The organism is Mycolicibacterium parafortuitum, assembly GCF_002086815.1.
Lineage (GTDB): Bacteria > Actinomycetota > Actinomycetes > Mycobacteriales > Mycobacteriaceae > Mycobacterium > Mycobacterium parafortuitum.
In genome coordinates this window covers 38203-51243 of sequence record NZ_MVID01000029.1, presented here as the reverse complement: position 1 = coordinate 51243, position 13041 = coordinate 38203, and the positions used below count along the sequence as shown (strand labels likewise).

Sequence of the window (13041 nt, the reverse complement as noted above, 5' to 3'; positions counted from 1 at the left end):
TTACGCCGACCTGCGGGTGTCGAGCCCGGGATACCCGCCGACGCGCCGATCCGCCCCGATAGTCTGGACCCCGACATGAATAATCGGCGGTCGCCCGACGGGGCTGGTTGGGTTCCGAAGCTCGGGTGGCGGCTGTTCCAGCTGCTGACGCTCGCGGCGCTGGCCGTGGCCGGTTGGCGCCTGCTCGGCCACGTGCCGTACCGCATCGACATCGACGTCTACCGGATGGGCGGTCGGGCCTGGCTGGACGGCCAGGCGCTTTACGCCGACGGCGCGATGTTCATGACGCGGGGAGGCCTGGAACTGCCGTTCACCTATCCCCCGCTGGCCGCGGTCGCGTTCAGCCCGTTCGCGATGCTGTCGCTGGAAGCCGCCAGCGCCGCGATCACCGCGACGACGCTGGTGTTGCTGCTGGTCTCGACGGCGATCGTGCTGACCCGGCTCGACGTGTGGCCGCACACGCAGGTCACCGGCGAGCCGGCGTGGGCGCGCCGGTTGTGGCTGGCCGCCGCGATCGTCGCGCCGGCGGTGATCTACCTGGAGCCGATCCGGGCGAACTTCGACTTCGGCCAGATCAACGTGGTGCTGATGACGCTGGTGATCGCCGACTGCGTGCCGCGCCGCACCCCGTGGCCGCGCGGGATCCTGCTCGGTCTGGCGATCGCGGTGAAGCTCACCCCCGCGGTGTTCTTGCTGTACTTCCTGCTTCGCCGCGACACCCGCGCGCTGCTGGTGACCGCGGCGTCGGCGATCGTCGCGACCCTGGCCGGGTTCGCGTTCAGCTGGCGCGATTCCTGGGAGTACTGGACCGAGACGGTCCGCAACACCGACCGCATCGGCACCGCGACGCTGAACACCAACCAGAACATCGCCGGCGCGCTGGCCCGGCTCGGTCTGGGCGAGAGCGAGCGGTTCCTGCTGTGGGTCGGCCTGTGCTTCGCGGTGCTCGCGCTGACGGTGTGGGCGGCCAGGCGCGCGTTGCGCGCCGAGCAGCCGGTGCTCGCACTGATCAGCGTCGCGATGTTCGGGCTGGTCGTCTCACCGGTGTCGTGGTCGCACCACTGGGTCTGGATGCTGCCGACGGTGGTCGCCACCGCGGTGCTCGGGGTGCGGTTACGCCACGTCGGGCTCGGGGCGGTGTCGGTCATCGGGCTGGCGCTGATGGTGTGGACACCGATCAAGCTGCTGCCCGAACACCGCGAGACCACCGCGGCGTTGTGGCGTCAACTGGTCGGCGGGTCCTACCTGTGGTGGGCGCTGGCGGTGATCGCCGTGGTCGGCACGGTCGCGCTGCGCCCCCGCGATGACGCCTCCGAGATCGGGTCGGCCGAACCCAGCGACGACGCGGTCAAGGCCTAACCGGCAGCCGACTCCGGCAGGCGGGTGGGCGGCTTCGGCGCCGCATCAGCTTTTCCCAGCTTCACATCAGCTGCGTACAAGTCGACGTATTCCTGCCCGGACAACCGCATCAGCTCGTACATCACTTCGTCGACCACGGCCCGCTCGATGAACCGGTTGCCCGCCAGTCCGTCGAACCGGCTGAAGTCCATCGGCGGGCCGATGCGGATCACCACCCGGCCGAAGCGCAGCCCCTTGCCGGGCGGGTTGACGTCGTCGGTTCCGATCATCGCGACCGGGATCACCGGGACCTGGGTCTGCAGCGCGAGCCGGGCCAGCCCGGTCTTGCCCTTGTAGAGCCTGCCGTCGGGTGAGCGGGTGCCCTCGGGGTACATCCCCAGCAAGTTGCCCTGGCCGAGGATGCGCTCGGCGGTGGTCAGCGCCGCCTGGGCGCTGTCGGCATCGGTGCGGTCGATCGGCACCTGCCCGACCGCGGTGTAGAACCACGCCAGGAAACGCCCCTTGACGCCGGTTCCGGTGAAGTACTCGGCCTTGGCCAGGAACGTGATGCGCCTGCGCACCATCAGCGGCAGGTAGAAGCTGTCCATCACCGCGAGGTGGTTGCTGGCCAGGATGGCCGAACCGTCAGCCGGGATATGTTCCAGCCCTTCGATTTTCGGCCTGGCGATGAGAGCCAGCAGAGGGCCCAGCAGGACGTACTTGAACAGCCAGTACCACATGGACCCTCCGAAAGAATATGCTCTGCGACAACTTTACCCACGGCCTGTGCGTGCGACCACAGATGTACCCGCGAGGGTCACTCGTCGATGCTGACAGGGATGTGCTGATAGCGGCCGGGCGGATCCGGCGGCGCCGGATCGGGCGGCCCGGGATCGTCCGGAGACGGGTCCGGCGGGTGCGGCGGTTCAGGGGCCGCCGGCGCGGCCTCCATGTCCTCGACCATCGCCTTGAGCAGGGTCAGCAGCGCCACGCTGTGTTCGGCGACGACGGTGAGCAACGGATGCTGCTCCCCCGAGATCAGCGCCGCCAGCGCGCACACCGGGCACCACACCTGCTGGCACGGTCCGGGGCCGCCGCCGGTGGCCTGGGCGCGCGCGGCGGCCAGCCTGATGGCGGGGTCGAGTTTGTCCAGGATGGACTGGGCGAGCGCCCGCAGTTCCGGTCCCAGCTCGGCGTGCGAACCACTCACCGCGGCCACACCTCCGGATTCGGTCGAAATCGCACCGTCAACTCGCTACCGCGCAGCTGCGCACCGATGACGATGCACCGCCGCAGCACCGACGCCAGGCGAACCCGGCGTCGCATCGCGCCGACGCCGATGATCAAGTCATCGTCGACCCTACCCAACGACAGCGCGGCGGCGTCCACCTGAGGCAGCTCGAGGCGCAGCCGGTACACCGCGTCCAGGCCGGTGCCGGATTCGCGGTCGACGACCGGCCGCAGCGGGCCCGGCGGTGGCGACCCGTCGCGCCTGCGCGCGGCGTCGAGCAGCTCCCCGAGGGCCTTGGGCCCGATCGGTTCGCCGGACAGATGCGGCACCAGAACCAACTGCACGTCGCCGATCTGCCGGTCGAGATCGTCGAGCACGGCCTGCTGCTCGGAGATCCGGGCGGAGTACCAGTCGAACGCCGGATGTGCGGGCAGGTTCTGGTATTCGAACGAATCATCCTGGACCAGAATCTGATTCACGATCAATTCTTCGACCTGCACACCCATCAACGACAGCGTGCCCAGCGTGCGCACCGCCTCGGCCGCGACCACCCGTTCCGGCGTCATGACCAGGTGGGCGCTGACCCGTGAACCGTCGGTGAGCATGGCGCTCAGCGCCTCGGTGCCCGCGCCGAGGCGTTCCATCAGCTCCACCAGCACCACGGTGCGCGCGTCGTCGCCGCTGGAGAGCCTGCGGTGCCGGGGCCAGGCCTTTTCCAGGTACAGCGCGAACGTCGCGGGCAGCGTCAGCATCCGCATCGCATCGGCGGTGGACGCGCAGTCGACCACCACGAGATCCCACGCGCCGGAGTCCGCGAGCTCGCCGACCTCGTGCAGACCGAGCACCTCCTGCACCCCGGGCAGCGCCGAAAGTTCTTCGGGCGCAATGTCTCCGATCTCGGATTCGGGGAACTGCGCCGCCAGAGGCCGGGCGATCTCACGCCAGCGCGCGGCCAGCAGGGCGAGCGTGTCCAGCGCCAGCGCGTCGAGGGATCCGCCGCCGGCGTCGGTGTCGAGTTCGGCCAGTACCCGGGTGGGTTCGCGCAGCCCGGTCGGGACGAGGTCGACACCCAGCACGTCGCCGGTGGAGTGCGCCTGGTCGGTGGACACGATGAGCACCCGCATCCCGGCGCGCGCGGCACGCACCGCGGTCGCGGTCGCCAACGTCGACTTCCCTACGCCGCCCTTGCCGACGAACAAACTGATCCGGGCCGCGGGGCTGCCCTCAGTCAGCCTCCACTCGTTTCTTGAGGTCCTTCAGCGCGGTGTCGGTCAACCGGCGCTCGGCTTTGCGCTTGAGCAGCCCGATCATCGGGATCATCAGGTCGACGGACAACTCATAGGTGACCTCGGTGCCAGATCCTTTCGGCACCAACCGATATGCGCCGTCGAGTGCCTTGAGCAGCGTGCTCGATTCCAACGACCACGTCACCGAGGCGTGGTCGGCGGGCCACTGGTAGACCAGCACCATGGTGTCCCTGAGCACGGCGGCATCCAGCACCAGCCGCGCCTTCTTCGGATAGCCCTCGTCGTCGGTTTCGAGGACCTCGGTCTCTTTGTATTCGGCGACCCAATCCGGGTAGGAACCGATGTCGGCGATGACGTCCATCACCGTCGCCGGTTCGGCATCGATATAGATGGTCTGCGCCGTCTTGTCTGCCAATGGAACCTTCCCCCGCTGTGGTCTGGTCGCTGGCCAGAAATCTACTCTTCCGTCGCCGGTGTGGCCGCGATACTTCAGGCCAGCCGCGACACCCCGACCGGTCGGCCCGCCTCAAGAGCCTGTTTGATCTCGAAGGCCATGTCCTTGCCCGCCACCCGCCTGCGATGGTTCATCTTCGGCAGATTCATCTTCGCGAGCTCCGCGGCCGAGGCGCCGGACGGCTCGGCGTGCAGGAAGTAGTGCAGTACGACGCCGTCGAGAACCTTCTCCAGCCAGACCTCCATGGTCCCGGTCAGTGCGCCGGTCACCTTCCAGCGCTGACCGGCCTCGCCCCGGTCCTCGACCACTTCCAGGCGCAGGTCGGGCCACCACCGTGACCAGCGCGAGCGGTCGGCTACCACGGCGCCCACCTCGACCGGATCGGCGGCGATGAAAGTCTCGTCAGCGATCTGGATGCTGTTCATGGCAGACAAGCTTCACACACGCCCAGGCTGCGCCGAACGCGGGACGACTAGGATTTCGGTTCATGACCTCGCGTGAGTTCACCGTCCCGGCCTCGTTCACCGTCGGCGAGCGCGACAATATCGTCGCAGCCGTGTACGCGCATGAGCGCGACAACCCCGATCTCGTGATCTTCCAGCGGCTCGTCGACGGCAACTGGGTGGACGTGACGAGCAGGCAGGCCGCCGAGCAGATCCGGTCGGCCGCGCGCGGGCTGATCGCCCAGGGTGTCGCCCCCGGTGACCGCGTGGCGCTGCTGTCGGCGACCCGCTACGAGTGGCCGGTTCTGGATTTCGCGATCCTGTCGGTCGGCGCGGTGACGGTGCCGATCTACGAGACCAGCTCCGCCGAGCAGGTTCAGTTCGTGCTGCAGGACTCCGGCGCCGTCGCGGCGATCGCCGAGACCGACGCGCACGCCGCCCGGATCGAGCAGCAGCGCGACAGCCTGCCGAACCTGCGCAAGGTGTACGTCATCGAGGGCTCGGGCACGCCGGCGATCGACGAACTCGCCGAGGCGGGCGCCGGAGTCGACCCGGCCGCCGTCGACGAGCGGGTCGCCGCGATCACGTCCTCGGACGCCGCGACGCTGATCTACACCTCGGGCACCACGGGCCGGCCGAAGGGCTGCCAGCTGACCCACTCCAACCTGCTCTACGAGATCCGCGGCGCGAAGGAGTGCTTCCCGGACCACCTCGCCGAGGGCGAGAAGCTGCTGGTGTTCCTGCCGCTGGCGCACGTGCTGGCCCGCGCGCTGACCATCGGCGCGTTCACCAACGGCGTCACGCTGGGCTTCACCAGCGACATCAAGAACCTGGTGCCGATGTTCTCGGTGTTCAAGCCGACGCTGGTGGTCTCGGTGCCCCGGGTGTTCGAGAAGGTGTACAACACCGCCGAGCTGAACGCCGAGAACGGCGGCAAGGGCAAGATCTTCGCCGCGGCGGCCCAGACCGCGATCGAGTGGAGCAAGTCCCAGGACGAGGGCGGGCCCGGGCTGGTGCTGCGCCTCAAGCACGCGCTGTTCGACAAGCTGGTCTACGGCAAGCTGCGCGCGGCGCTCGGCGGGAACTGCCACGCCGCGATCTCCGGCGGCGCGCCGCTGGGTGCGCGGCTCGGGCACTTCTACCGGGGCGTCGGCCTGTCCATCTACGAGGGCTACGGCCTGACCGAGACCAGCGCCGCGATCACCGTGAACCGGATCGGCGGCCTGAAGGTCGGTTCGGTCGGCAAGCTGGTGCCGGGCAACAGCATGAAGCTCGGCGAGGACGGTGAGCTGCTGGTCAAGGGCGGCGTGGTGTTCAACGGCTACTGGGGCAACGAGGAGGAGACCCGGGCCGTGTTCACCGACGGCTGGTTCCACACCGGTGACCTCGGCGCGATCGACGACGACGGCTTCCTGACGATCGTCGGCCGCAAGAAGGAGATCATCGTGACCGCGGGCGGCAAGAACGTCGCCCCCGCACTGCTGGAGGACCGGCTGCGCGCCCATCCGCTGATCAGCCAGGCGATGGCCGTCGGCGACCAGCAGCCGTTCATCGCGGCGCTGATCACCATCGACCTCGAGGCGTTCCCGGTCTGGAAAGACCGCAACGGCAAGGGTTCCGGAGTATCGGTCGCCGAGCTGGCCGAGGACCCCGATCTGCGCAACGAGATCGAGCTGGCGGTCAAGGAGGCCAACTCGGCGGTGTCGAAGGCCGAACAGATCCGCAAGTTCCGGATCCTGCCGGTGGACTTCACCGAGGACACCGGCGAGCTCACCCCGACGCTGAAGGTCAAGCGCAAGGTCGTGGCGGAGAAGTTCGCCGCCGACATCGAGGCGCTCTACAGCAAGGACTAGAGAAGCGCCGCGAGGCGCTCGGCCTGTCGGCTCCAGCGCCAGTTGTCGACCACCCACTGCCTGCCCGCGGCGCCCATCGCCGCGGCCCGGCCCGGGTCCGACAGCAGGTCGGCGACCGACGCGGCGATCTCCCCGACGTCCCAGCCGTCGACGACCAGCCCCGTCTCTCCGTCGACCACGGTCTCGGGTGCGCCGCCCGAGCGGCCGGCGACCACCGGCACGCCGGTGGAGGACGCCTCCAGGTAGACGATGCCGAGGCCTTCCACGTCGAGACCGTATCCCCTTGTGCGGCAAGGCATCGCGAAGACATCGGCCATCGCGTGGTGGGCGGGCAGCTCGTCGCCGGGCACCCCGTCGGTGAACAGCACGTCCTCGGCGACACCGAAGTCGTGGGCCAGCCGGTGCAGCGAGTTGCGGTACGGACCGCCACCGACGATGACCAGCGCCGCCCCGGGAACCCGCTGCCGGATCGCCGGCAGCGCCCGGATCAGCATGTCCTGCCCCTTGCGCGGCACCAGCCGGGATACGCAGACGACGACCGGCCGCTGCCCGAGCCGGTAGCGGGCCCGCATCTCCGCGCGGGCGACCTCGTCGGGCACGAACCGTTCGGTGTCCACACCCGGCGGCACGTACTCGAGCGCGGCGTCGGGACCGAACGCCGACGAGAACCGGCGCCGGGTGTAGGCGCTGATGTAAGTGACGACGTCGGTCTCGTCGCCGATGCGGCGCAACGCCGTTCGGGCCAGCGGCAGCATCGACCAGCCGACCTCGTGGCCGTGCGTGCTGGCGATCACCCGCTGCGCGCCGGCCGCGCGCGCCAGCGGCGCCATCAGCGCCAGCGGTGCGGCCGCGCCGAACCACACGGTCTCGATACCGCGTTCGGCGATCAGCTTGCGCATCCGCAACGCCACCGTCGGCTCGGGCAGCATCAGCGTGCCGGGATGCCGCACGACGTGATAGCCGGTGGCGGCCGCGACCGAGTCGTAGTCCTCGGAGCCCTTCCACTTCGGTGCGTACACGGTCAGCTCGCACTGCTGCGATGCGACCAGGTGACCGACCAGCGCTTCCAGATAGGACTGGATGCCGCCGCGACGCGGCGGGAAGTCGTTGGTGACGAGCAGGAGTCGTTTCACGGTGCCGCCGTCAGGGTCGACGGGTCCACCCCGAGTGCGGTCCGCACGGCGGTCGCGACGTCGCGATGGCCGGGCCCGCAGGCCGCGACGTAGAGCGCACGCAGCTTGTCCGGTCCGTAGGTATGCGCGATGTAGGAGGCGAACTCCCAGGCCCGGTCGTAGGCCGCTGAGCGCCCCGGCCCCGGCGTGGCCAGCTCGGCGTCCGTCGGCAGTGCGGTGGGCGCACCCGGCGGCACGGGCGCCGGTGGCCGTCCGACGTAGTCGGCGACTCCCTCGGTCAGCCACACCGGCGCGTCGGCGGCCGTGTCGGCCCTGGCGGCGAAGTGGAACAGCTCGTGCCGCAGCACCGTTCGCAGGTCGGCGTCGTTCATCGCGGCCGCCGCGGGCGAGAACGTGATGCGTTCGGTGGTGGTGGTCGCGGCGATGTCGGCTCCCCCGCCCGCCAGCGTCGCGAACTGGCCGGCCGTGGCGGCCACGACGATCGGGATCTCGCGGGGCCACCGGTCGCCCCAGAAACCGGTGACCGCGGCGACGGCGCCGGGCAGTTCGGCGGCGATACGGTCGAGCAGTGCGGCGCCGTCACGGGCGCCGAGATCGGCCAGTACGGCGGTACGGCCATCGGGCAGCGGCACGCCGCGGGACATGGGCGCTGCGGCGACGGTCTGGGTGAGCGGGGTCGGCGCGGCCACGGCGGGACCCGGCGACGACACCGAGGGACCTGCCACCAACAGCACCGCGCAGATCAACTCGGCGCCGAGCACCGCGCCGAGCGCCGGTCTAGTAACGACGGACGTTGTAGATCGGCGCATTGTTCACCGGGGCAACGCGCACCGGTGTGCCGTAGGTGGAGGCGTGCACCATCATTCCGTCGCCGATGTAGATGCCGACATGCGACGCGTCGGAGTAATAGGTGACCAGGTCACCGGGCTGCATCTGATCGGCCGAGACCGGCTGGCCGCCGCGGGCCAGCGCCTGGCTGGAGTGCGGCAGCGCGATCCCGGCCTGCTGGAACGACCACATCACCAGGCCGGAGCAGTCGAAAGCGCCCGGGCCCGAACCGCCCCACGAGTACGGCGATCCGATGCGGCTCAGCGCGGCCTGGATGACGGTGGTCGCGACCGGGGATCCGGGCGGGGCCACGTCACCGGGCGGGATCGCCCCGGGCAGGCCCGGCGCGGGAGCATCCGGGACGGGCGGCGCCGCGGGTGCGGCGATGATCGCCGGATCCTGGCCGGGCGGCGGCGGGACGGGGGCCGCGGCGGGAAGCGGCGGCGGGGGCGGCGCGGCGGCGAGCGCTTCGCGCTGGTGCGGTGTCAGCGCCTCGTACTGCGCCTTGACGATCGCGATCTGGGTCTGCAGCTGGCTCTGCTTGGACTGCAGGTCGGCGCGCACGGCGGCAGCCTGCTCGGCGGCGGTCTTGGCTTCGGCGGCGGATGCGGCGGACGCGCGTTCGGCGACCTCGGCCTGCTGCCCCGCGTCGCGGAACCCCTTCATCTGGGCCTGTACCTCGGTGGCCATCACCCGCTGGATTGAGAGCCGATCGATCAGGCCCTGCGGCGAGGAGGCGGTCAGCATCGCGTCGAAACCGGACGGACGGCCACCCATGTACTGGGCCGCCGCGAGCTTGTCGACCTTGCCCTGGTAGTCGACGAGCTGGTCCCTGGCCGCCTCAGTCGCCGCGACGTCGCTGGCGTGCTTGGCCTCCGCGGCCTGCTGCACAGCCAGCTTGCTGTCGAGATCGAGCTGGGCGGAGTGCATCGCCTCGGTGGTCTGCTCGGCCTGGCGAGACAACTGGTTCAGCTTCGCGAGTGCGTCTTCGGCGGGGTCGGCCAGCGCCTGTCCGGTCAGCACCGCCCCGAAGAGGGCCAGCCCGGTCATTACGCTGACGAGGGGTTGCCGAATCCGGCGAATGCTCCGATACACGCGGTCGAGCCTCAAGATCTATTGCGTCCTTCAACTGCCGTGACGAGCCGCCTCGAACTCAGTTTGGTCTCGGATAGGTTACGAAACGGCAACGGCCTTGTCCAACGGAAGACGCAAATTTAACAGCCGTTCCTGAGAACGCAGCGCCGCGCGCAGAACGCGTGTCGTCAGGCTACCCCGGTGTTGTGGCCGGTGTTGGGGCCGGAGTCCTGGCCGGTGTCGCCGCGGCGGTGGATCGGCACCAGCCGCAGCCGCGGCGCCAATCCCACCTCGGCGAGTACCTCCAGCGCGCGCTGCTCGTCGAGTTGCAATGTCTCGGGCACCCCCAGCAGCACGCTGACGACGCAGTCCTGGCAGCCCGGGCCCCGCACCGCGCAGTCGTCGCAGTCGATCGTCACCGTTCCGTCACTGGCTCCGTAACTGGCTCCCTCACCGGGCCGCCACCACTCGTGCGTCATCGCATTCGTCCTCTCGTTCGCAGTCTTGCCGCACGCTAACGACGGCCACCGACAACTCCGCCTGCGTGCGTCACGGCGCTGCTCCCCGCAGTTGTCACCGCGGCGGCCTACGTTCAGCACATGGGTCAGCTCACGTTCGCGGATGTCGATCCGCTGGCCGACCCGACTCTGCGCGAAACCACGTTCGTGGTAGTCGATTTGGAGACCACCGGGGGCCGGCCCTCCGGGGAGCGCCACGACGCGATCACCGAGATCGGCGCGGTGAAGGTCCGCGGGGGCGAGGTGCTCGGCGAGTTCGCCACCCTCGTCGACCCCGGGCGCGCGATCCCGCCCCAGATCGTCGCGCTGACCGGGATCACGTCGGCGATGGTCTACGACGCACCGAGAATCGACAGCGTCCTGCCGGCTTTCCTCGAATTCGCCCGCGGCGCAGTGCTCGTCGCGCACAACGCCCGGTTCGACGTCGGCTTCCTGCGCGCCGCCGCCGAACGCCATCACCTGCCCTGGCCCAAGCCCCCGGTGCTGTGCACCGTCACGCTGGCGCGCCGCGTGCTCACCCGTGACGAGGCGCCGAGCGTCAAGTTGTCGGCGCTGGCGCGGCTGTTCGGTGCGTCGACCACCCCGACGCACCGCGCGCTCGACGACGCCCGCGCCACCGTCGACGTGCTGCACGGGCTGATCGAACGCGTCGGCAACCAGGGCGTGCACACCTACTCCGAGCTGCGCTCCTATCTTCCCGACGTCACTCCGGCGCAGCGCAGCAAGAAACACCTCGCGCGCGCCCTGCCGCGCACCCCGGGCGTCTACCTGTTCCGCGGGCCGTCGAAGGAGGTGCTCTACGTCGGCACCGCGGTGGATCTGCGGCGCCGGGTCTCGCAGTACTACAACGGCGCCGACCCGCGCACCCGGATGAAGGAGATGGCCTCACTGGCCGTCGCCGTCGACCACGTCGAGTGCGCGCACGACCTGGAAGCCGGGGTGCGCGAGCTGCGGCTGCTGGCCGCCCACGCGCCGCCGTACAACCGGCGGTCCAAGTTCCCGCACAAGTGGTGGTGGGTCACCCTGACCGACGAGCCGTTCCCGCGCTTCTCGGCGGTGCGCTCGCCGCGTACCGCCGGCGCGGTGGGGCCGTTCCGTGCGCGTGCCGACGCGTATGACGCCGCGGCGCTGATGGCCCGCTTCACCGGGGTGCGCACGTGCACCAACCGGCTGGGCCGCACCGCCGTGCACGGGCCGGCGTGCCCGGAGCGCGAGGTGTCGCCGTGTCCCGCCGCGCGGGGGGCCGACGCCGCCGGGTACGCCGCCGCCACCGCCGCGGCGCGGGCGCTCATCGACGGGCATTGCGACAAGCCGCTGACCGCCGCGCTGGCGCAGATCGCCGATCTGGCCGAGCGTCACCGCTACGAGACGGCCGCCCGGCTGCGCGATCACACCGCCGCGACGATCGACGTGCTGTGGCGCGGCCAGCGGCTGCGGGCGTTGTCGGCGATCCCCGAACTGGTCGCCGCCCGCCCGGACGGCAGCCGTGGATGGCATCTCGCGGTGATCCGGCACGGCCAGCTCGCCGCGGCGGGTGTCGCGCCGCGAGGAGTTCCGCCGATGCCGGTGGTCGACGCGATCACCGCGGCCGCGCAGTCCGTGCTGCCCACCGACGGGCCCCTCGGGGGCGCGCTGGTCGAGGAGACCGCACTGATCGCCCGCTGGCTGGGCCAACCGGGGGTCCGGATCGTGCGCACCGACACCGGCTACTGCTCGCCGATCGGCGCGGCGGGCCGGTGGGCGGCGTGGGCCGCGGCCGCCCGCTCGGCGCGGCTGGCCGCCGAGCAGCTGCGCGGCTCAGAGTCCCTGAGTGAACCGCACCCAACGCGCGAGCAGCTGTTCGGCCGCTCCGGAGTCGATCGCGTCCTTGGCCCGCGCGAGACCGGACTCCCAGGCCGGAACCCATTGAGCGTCGCTGGATAGCCCGGCGTGGGCGACCATCGCGCCCGCGGCGTTGAGCAGCACCGCGTCGCGCACCGGCCCCTTCTCGCCGCCGAGCACCGCGCGCGCCGACGCGGCGTTCGCGGCCGCGTCCCCGCCGACCAGTTCGGAGATCTCGGCACGGGCGAAACCGAACGCGGCCGGGTCGAACGTCAACCGCTCCACGGTGCCGGCCTGCACGCGCCAGATCGTGCTGGTCGTGGTCGTGGTCAGCTCGTCGAGTCCGTCGTCACCGTGCACCACCAGCACGCTGGCGCCGCGGGCGGCGAAGACACCGGCCATCACCTCGGCGAGATCGCCCCACGCGCAACCGATCAGCCCGGCACGCGGGCCACCCGGGTTGGTCAACGGCCCGAGCAGGTTGAACACCGTCGGCACCCCGATCTCGCGGCGCACCGCGCCGGCGTGCCGGTACGACGGATGGAATTGCGGAGCGAACGCGAAGCCGATGCCGACCTCGGCGACGCTGCGCGCCACCTCGTCGGGTCCCAGGTCGATGCGCACCCCGAGCGCCTCGAGGGTGTCCGCACCGCCCGACAGCGACGACGCCGCCCGGTTTCCGTGCTTGACGACGGGCACGCCCGCGGCGGCCACCACGATCGAGGCCATCGTCGACAGGTTCACGGTGTTCGCGCCGTCACCACCGGTGCCGACGATGTCGACCGTCGACGTCCCGATCCTGTCCGTCGGCACCCGGCGGGCGTGCTTGAGCATGATGTCGGCCATCTCGGTGACCTCCGCCGAGGTGGGGCGCTTCATCTTCATCGCGACCGCGAACGCCGAGATCTGGGCCGGCGTGGCGGTGCCGCTCATGATCTGGTCCATCGCCCACGCCGTCTGCCCCGGCAGCAGGCTCTGAGATGTCGTCAGCCGGCCCAGCACCACCGGCCACGTCGGCTCGCCCCCGCGTAAGGAGGAACCGGTGCCGGACGTGGGAGAAGGAGATATCACCCGGTGATTATGACGAATTGCCAACCCCGG

General features: G+C 70.7%; 12 protein-coding genes and 1 pseudogene. 3 read left to right on the top strand and 10 right to left on the bottom strand.

The features are described from left to right. Positions 1-75: 75 nt before the first annotated feature. Positions 76-1359, top strand: a complete 1284-nt coding sequence (locus BST38_RS24250; RefSeq protein ID WP_083146042.1) for a glycosyltransferase family 87 protein — start codon at positions 76-78, stop codon at positions 1357-1359. On the opposite strand, the gene BST38_RS24245 is transcribed toward BST38_RS24250, so the two are convergent. The 5 genes from BST38_RS24245 to BST38_RS24225 form a co-directional block, all read right to left on the bottom strand. Next, positions 1356-2078 carry a lysophospholipid acyltransferase family protein gene (locus BST38_RS24245; RefSeq protein ID WP_083146041.1) on the bottom strand — a complete coding sequence of 241 codons (723 nt, stop codon included), beginning with the start codon at positions 2076-2078 and terminating at the stop codon, positions 1356-1358. The genes BST38_RS24250 and BST38_RS24245 overlap by 4 nt on opposite strands. Before the next feature lie 77 nt (positions 2079-2155). Beyond that, positions 2156-2548, bottom strand: coding sequence for a hypothetical protein (locus BST38_RS24240; protein ID WP_083146077.1), 393 nt, complete (start codon positions 2546-2548; stop codon positions 2156-2158). After that, on the bottom strand, positions 2545-3801 hold the full coding sequence (locus BST38_RS24235) for an ArsA family ATPase (protein WP_083146040.1): 1257 nt from the start codon (positions 3799-3801) through the stop codon (positions 2545-2547). Before BST38_RS24235 ends, BST38_RS24240 begins: the two co-directional genes overlap by 4 nt. Next, positions 3794-4231 carry an SRPBCC family protein gene (locus tag BST38_RS24230; protein WP_083146039.1) on the bottom strand — a complete coding sequence of 146 codons (438 nt, stop codon included), beginning with the start codon at positions 4229-4231 and terminating at the stop codon, positions 3794-3796. The genes BST38_RS24235 and BST38_RS24230 overlap by 8 nt, the downstream gene beginning before the upstream one ends. A 74-nt stretch (positions 4232-4305) precedes the next feature. Further along, positions 4306-4695, bottom strand: coding sequence for an SRPBCC family protein (locus BST38_RS24225; RefSeq protein WP_083146038.1), 390 nt, complete (start codon positions 4693-4695; stop codon positions 4306-4308). 62 nt (positions 4696-4757) lie between these two features. Here BST38_RS24225 and BST38_RS24220 point away from each other — a divergent pair, with 62 nt between their 5' ends. Continuing rightward, positions 4758-6566 (top strand): AMP-dependent synthetase/ligase, encoded by a 1809-nt coding sequence (locus BST38_RS24220; RefSeq protein WP_083146037.1) that lies wholly within the window; start codon positions 4758-4760, stop codon positions 6564-6566. Here BST38_RS24220 and BST38_RS24215 read toward each other — a convergent pair. The 4 genes from BST38_RS24215 to BST38_RS24200 form a co-directional block, all read right to left on the bottom strand. Further along, on the bottom strand, positions 6563-7699 hold the full coding sequence (locus tag BST38_RS24215) for a glycosyltransferase family 4 protein (protein ID WP_083146036.1): 1137 nt from the start codon (positions 7697-7699) through the stop codon (positions 6563-6565). The two genes, BST38_RS24220 and BST38_RS24215, sit on opposite strands and share 4 nt — an antisense overlap. Continuing rightward, positions 7696-8508 carry a peptidase gene (locus BST38_RS24210; protein WP_083146035.1) on the bottom strand — a complete coding sequence of 271 codons (813 nt, stop codon included), beginning with the start codon at positions 8506-8508 and terminating at the stop codon, positions 7696-7698. The genes BST38_RS24215 and BST38_RS24210 overlap by 4 nt, the downstream gene beginning before the upstream one ends. Next, complete coding sequence (gene ripC / locus BST38_RS24205) at positions 8477-9637, bottom strand: peptidoglycan hydrolase RipC (RefSeq protein WP_083146034.1); 1161 nt, start codon at positions 9635-9637, stop codon at positions 8477-8479. The genes BST38_RS24210 and ripC overlap by 32 nt, the downstream gene beginning before the upstream one ends. Positions 9638-9789: 152 nt before the next feature. After that, positions 9790-10080, bottom strand: a complete 291-nt coding sequence (locus BST38_RS24200) for a hypothetical protein (protein WP_083146033.1) — start codon at positions 10078-10080, stop codon at positions 9790-9792. Positions 10081-10200: 120 nt separating this feature from the next. Here BST38_RS24200 and BST38_RS24195 point away from each other — a divergent pair. Beyond that, a pseudogene (locus BST38_RS24195) lies at positions 10201-11979 on the top strand (DEDD exonuclease domain-containing protein); the annotation flags it as partial. On the opposite strand, the gene trpD reads toward BST38_RS24195, so the two are convergent. After that, complete coding sequence (gene trpD / locus BST38_RS24190) at positions 11917-13011, bottom strand: anthranilate phosphoribosyltransferase (RefSeq protein WP_237160903.1); 1095 nt, start codon at positions 13009-13011, stop codon at positions 11917-11919. The pseudogene BST38_RS24195 and the gene trpD sit on opposite strands and share 63 nt — an antisense overlap. Positions 13012-13041: the final 30 nt, after the last annotated feature.

Excerpts from the sequence above, each read along its gene's own strand:
- BST38_RS24250 (WP_083146042.1), top strand. The coding sequence starts at position 76 with ATGAATAATCGGCGGTCGCCCGACGGGGCTGGTTGGGTTCCGAAGCTC.
- BST38_RS24245 (WP_083146041.1), bottom strand. The coding sequence starts at position 2,078 with ATGTGGTACTGGCTGTTCAAGTACGTCCTGCTGGGCCCTCTGCTGGCT.
- BST38_RS24225 (WP_083146038.1), bottom strand. The coding sequence starts at position 4,695 with ATGAACAGCATCCAGATCGCTGACGAGACTTTCATCGCCGCCGATCCG.
- BST38_RS24220 (WP_083146037.1), top strand. The coding sequence starts at position 4,758 with ATGACCTCGCGTGAGTTCACCGTCCCGGCCTCGTTCACCGTCGGCGAG.
- BST38_RS24210 (WP_083146035.1), bottom strand. The coding sequence starts at position 8,508 with ATGCGCCGATCTACAACGTCCGTCGTTACTAGACCGGCGCTCGGCGCG.
- BST38_RS24200 (WP_083146033.1), bottom strand. The coding sequence starts at position 10,080 with ATGACGCACGAGTGGTGGCGGCCCGGTGAGGGAGCCAGTTACGGAGCC.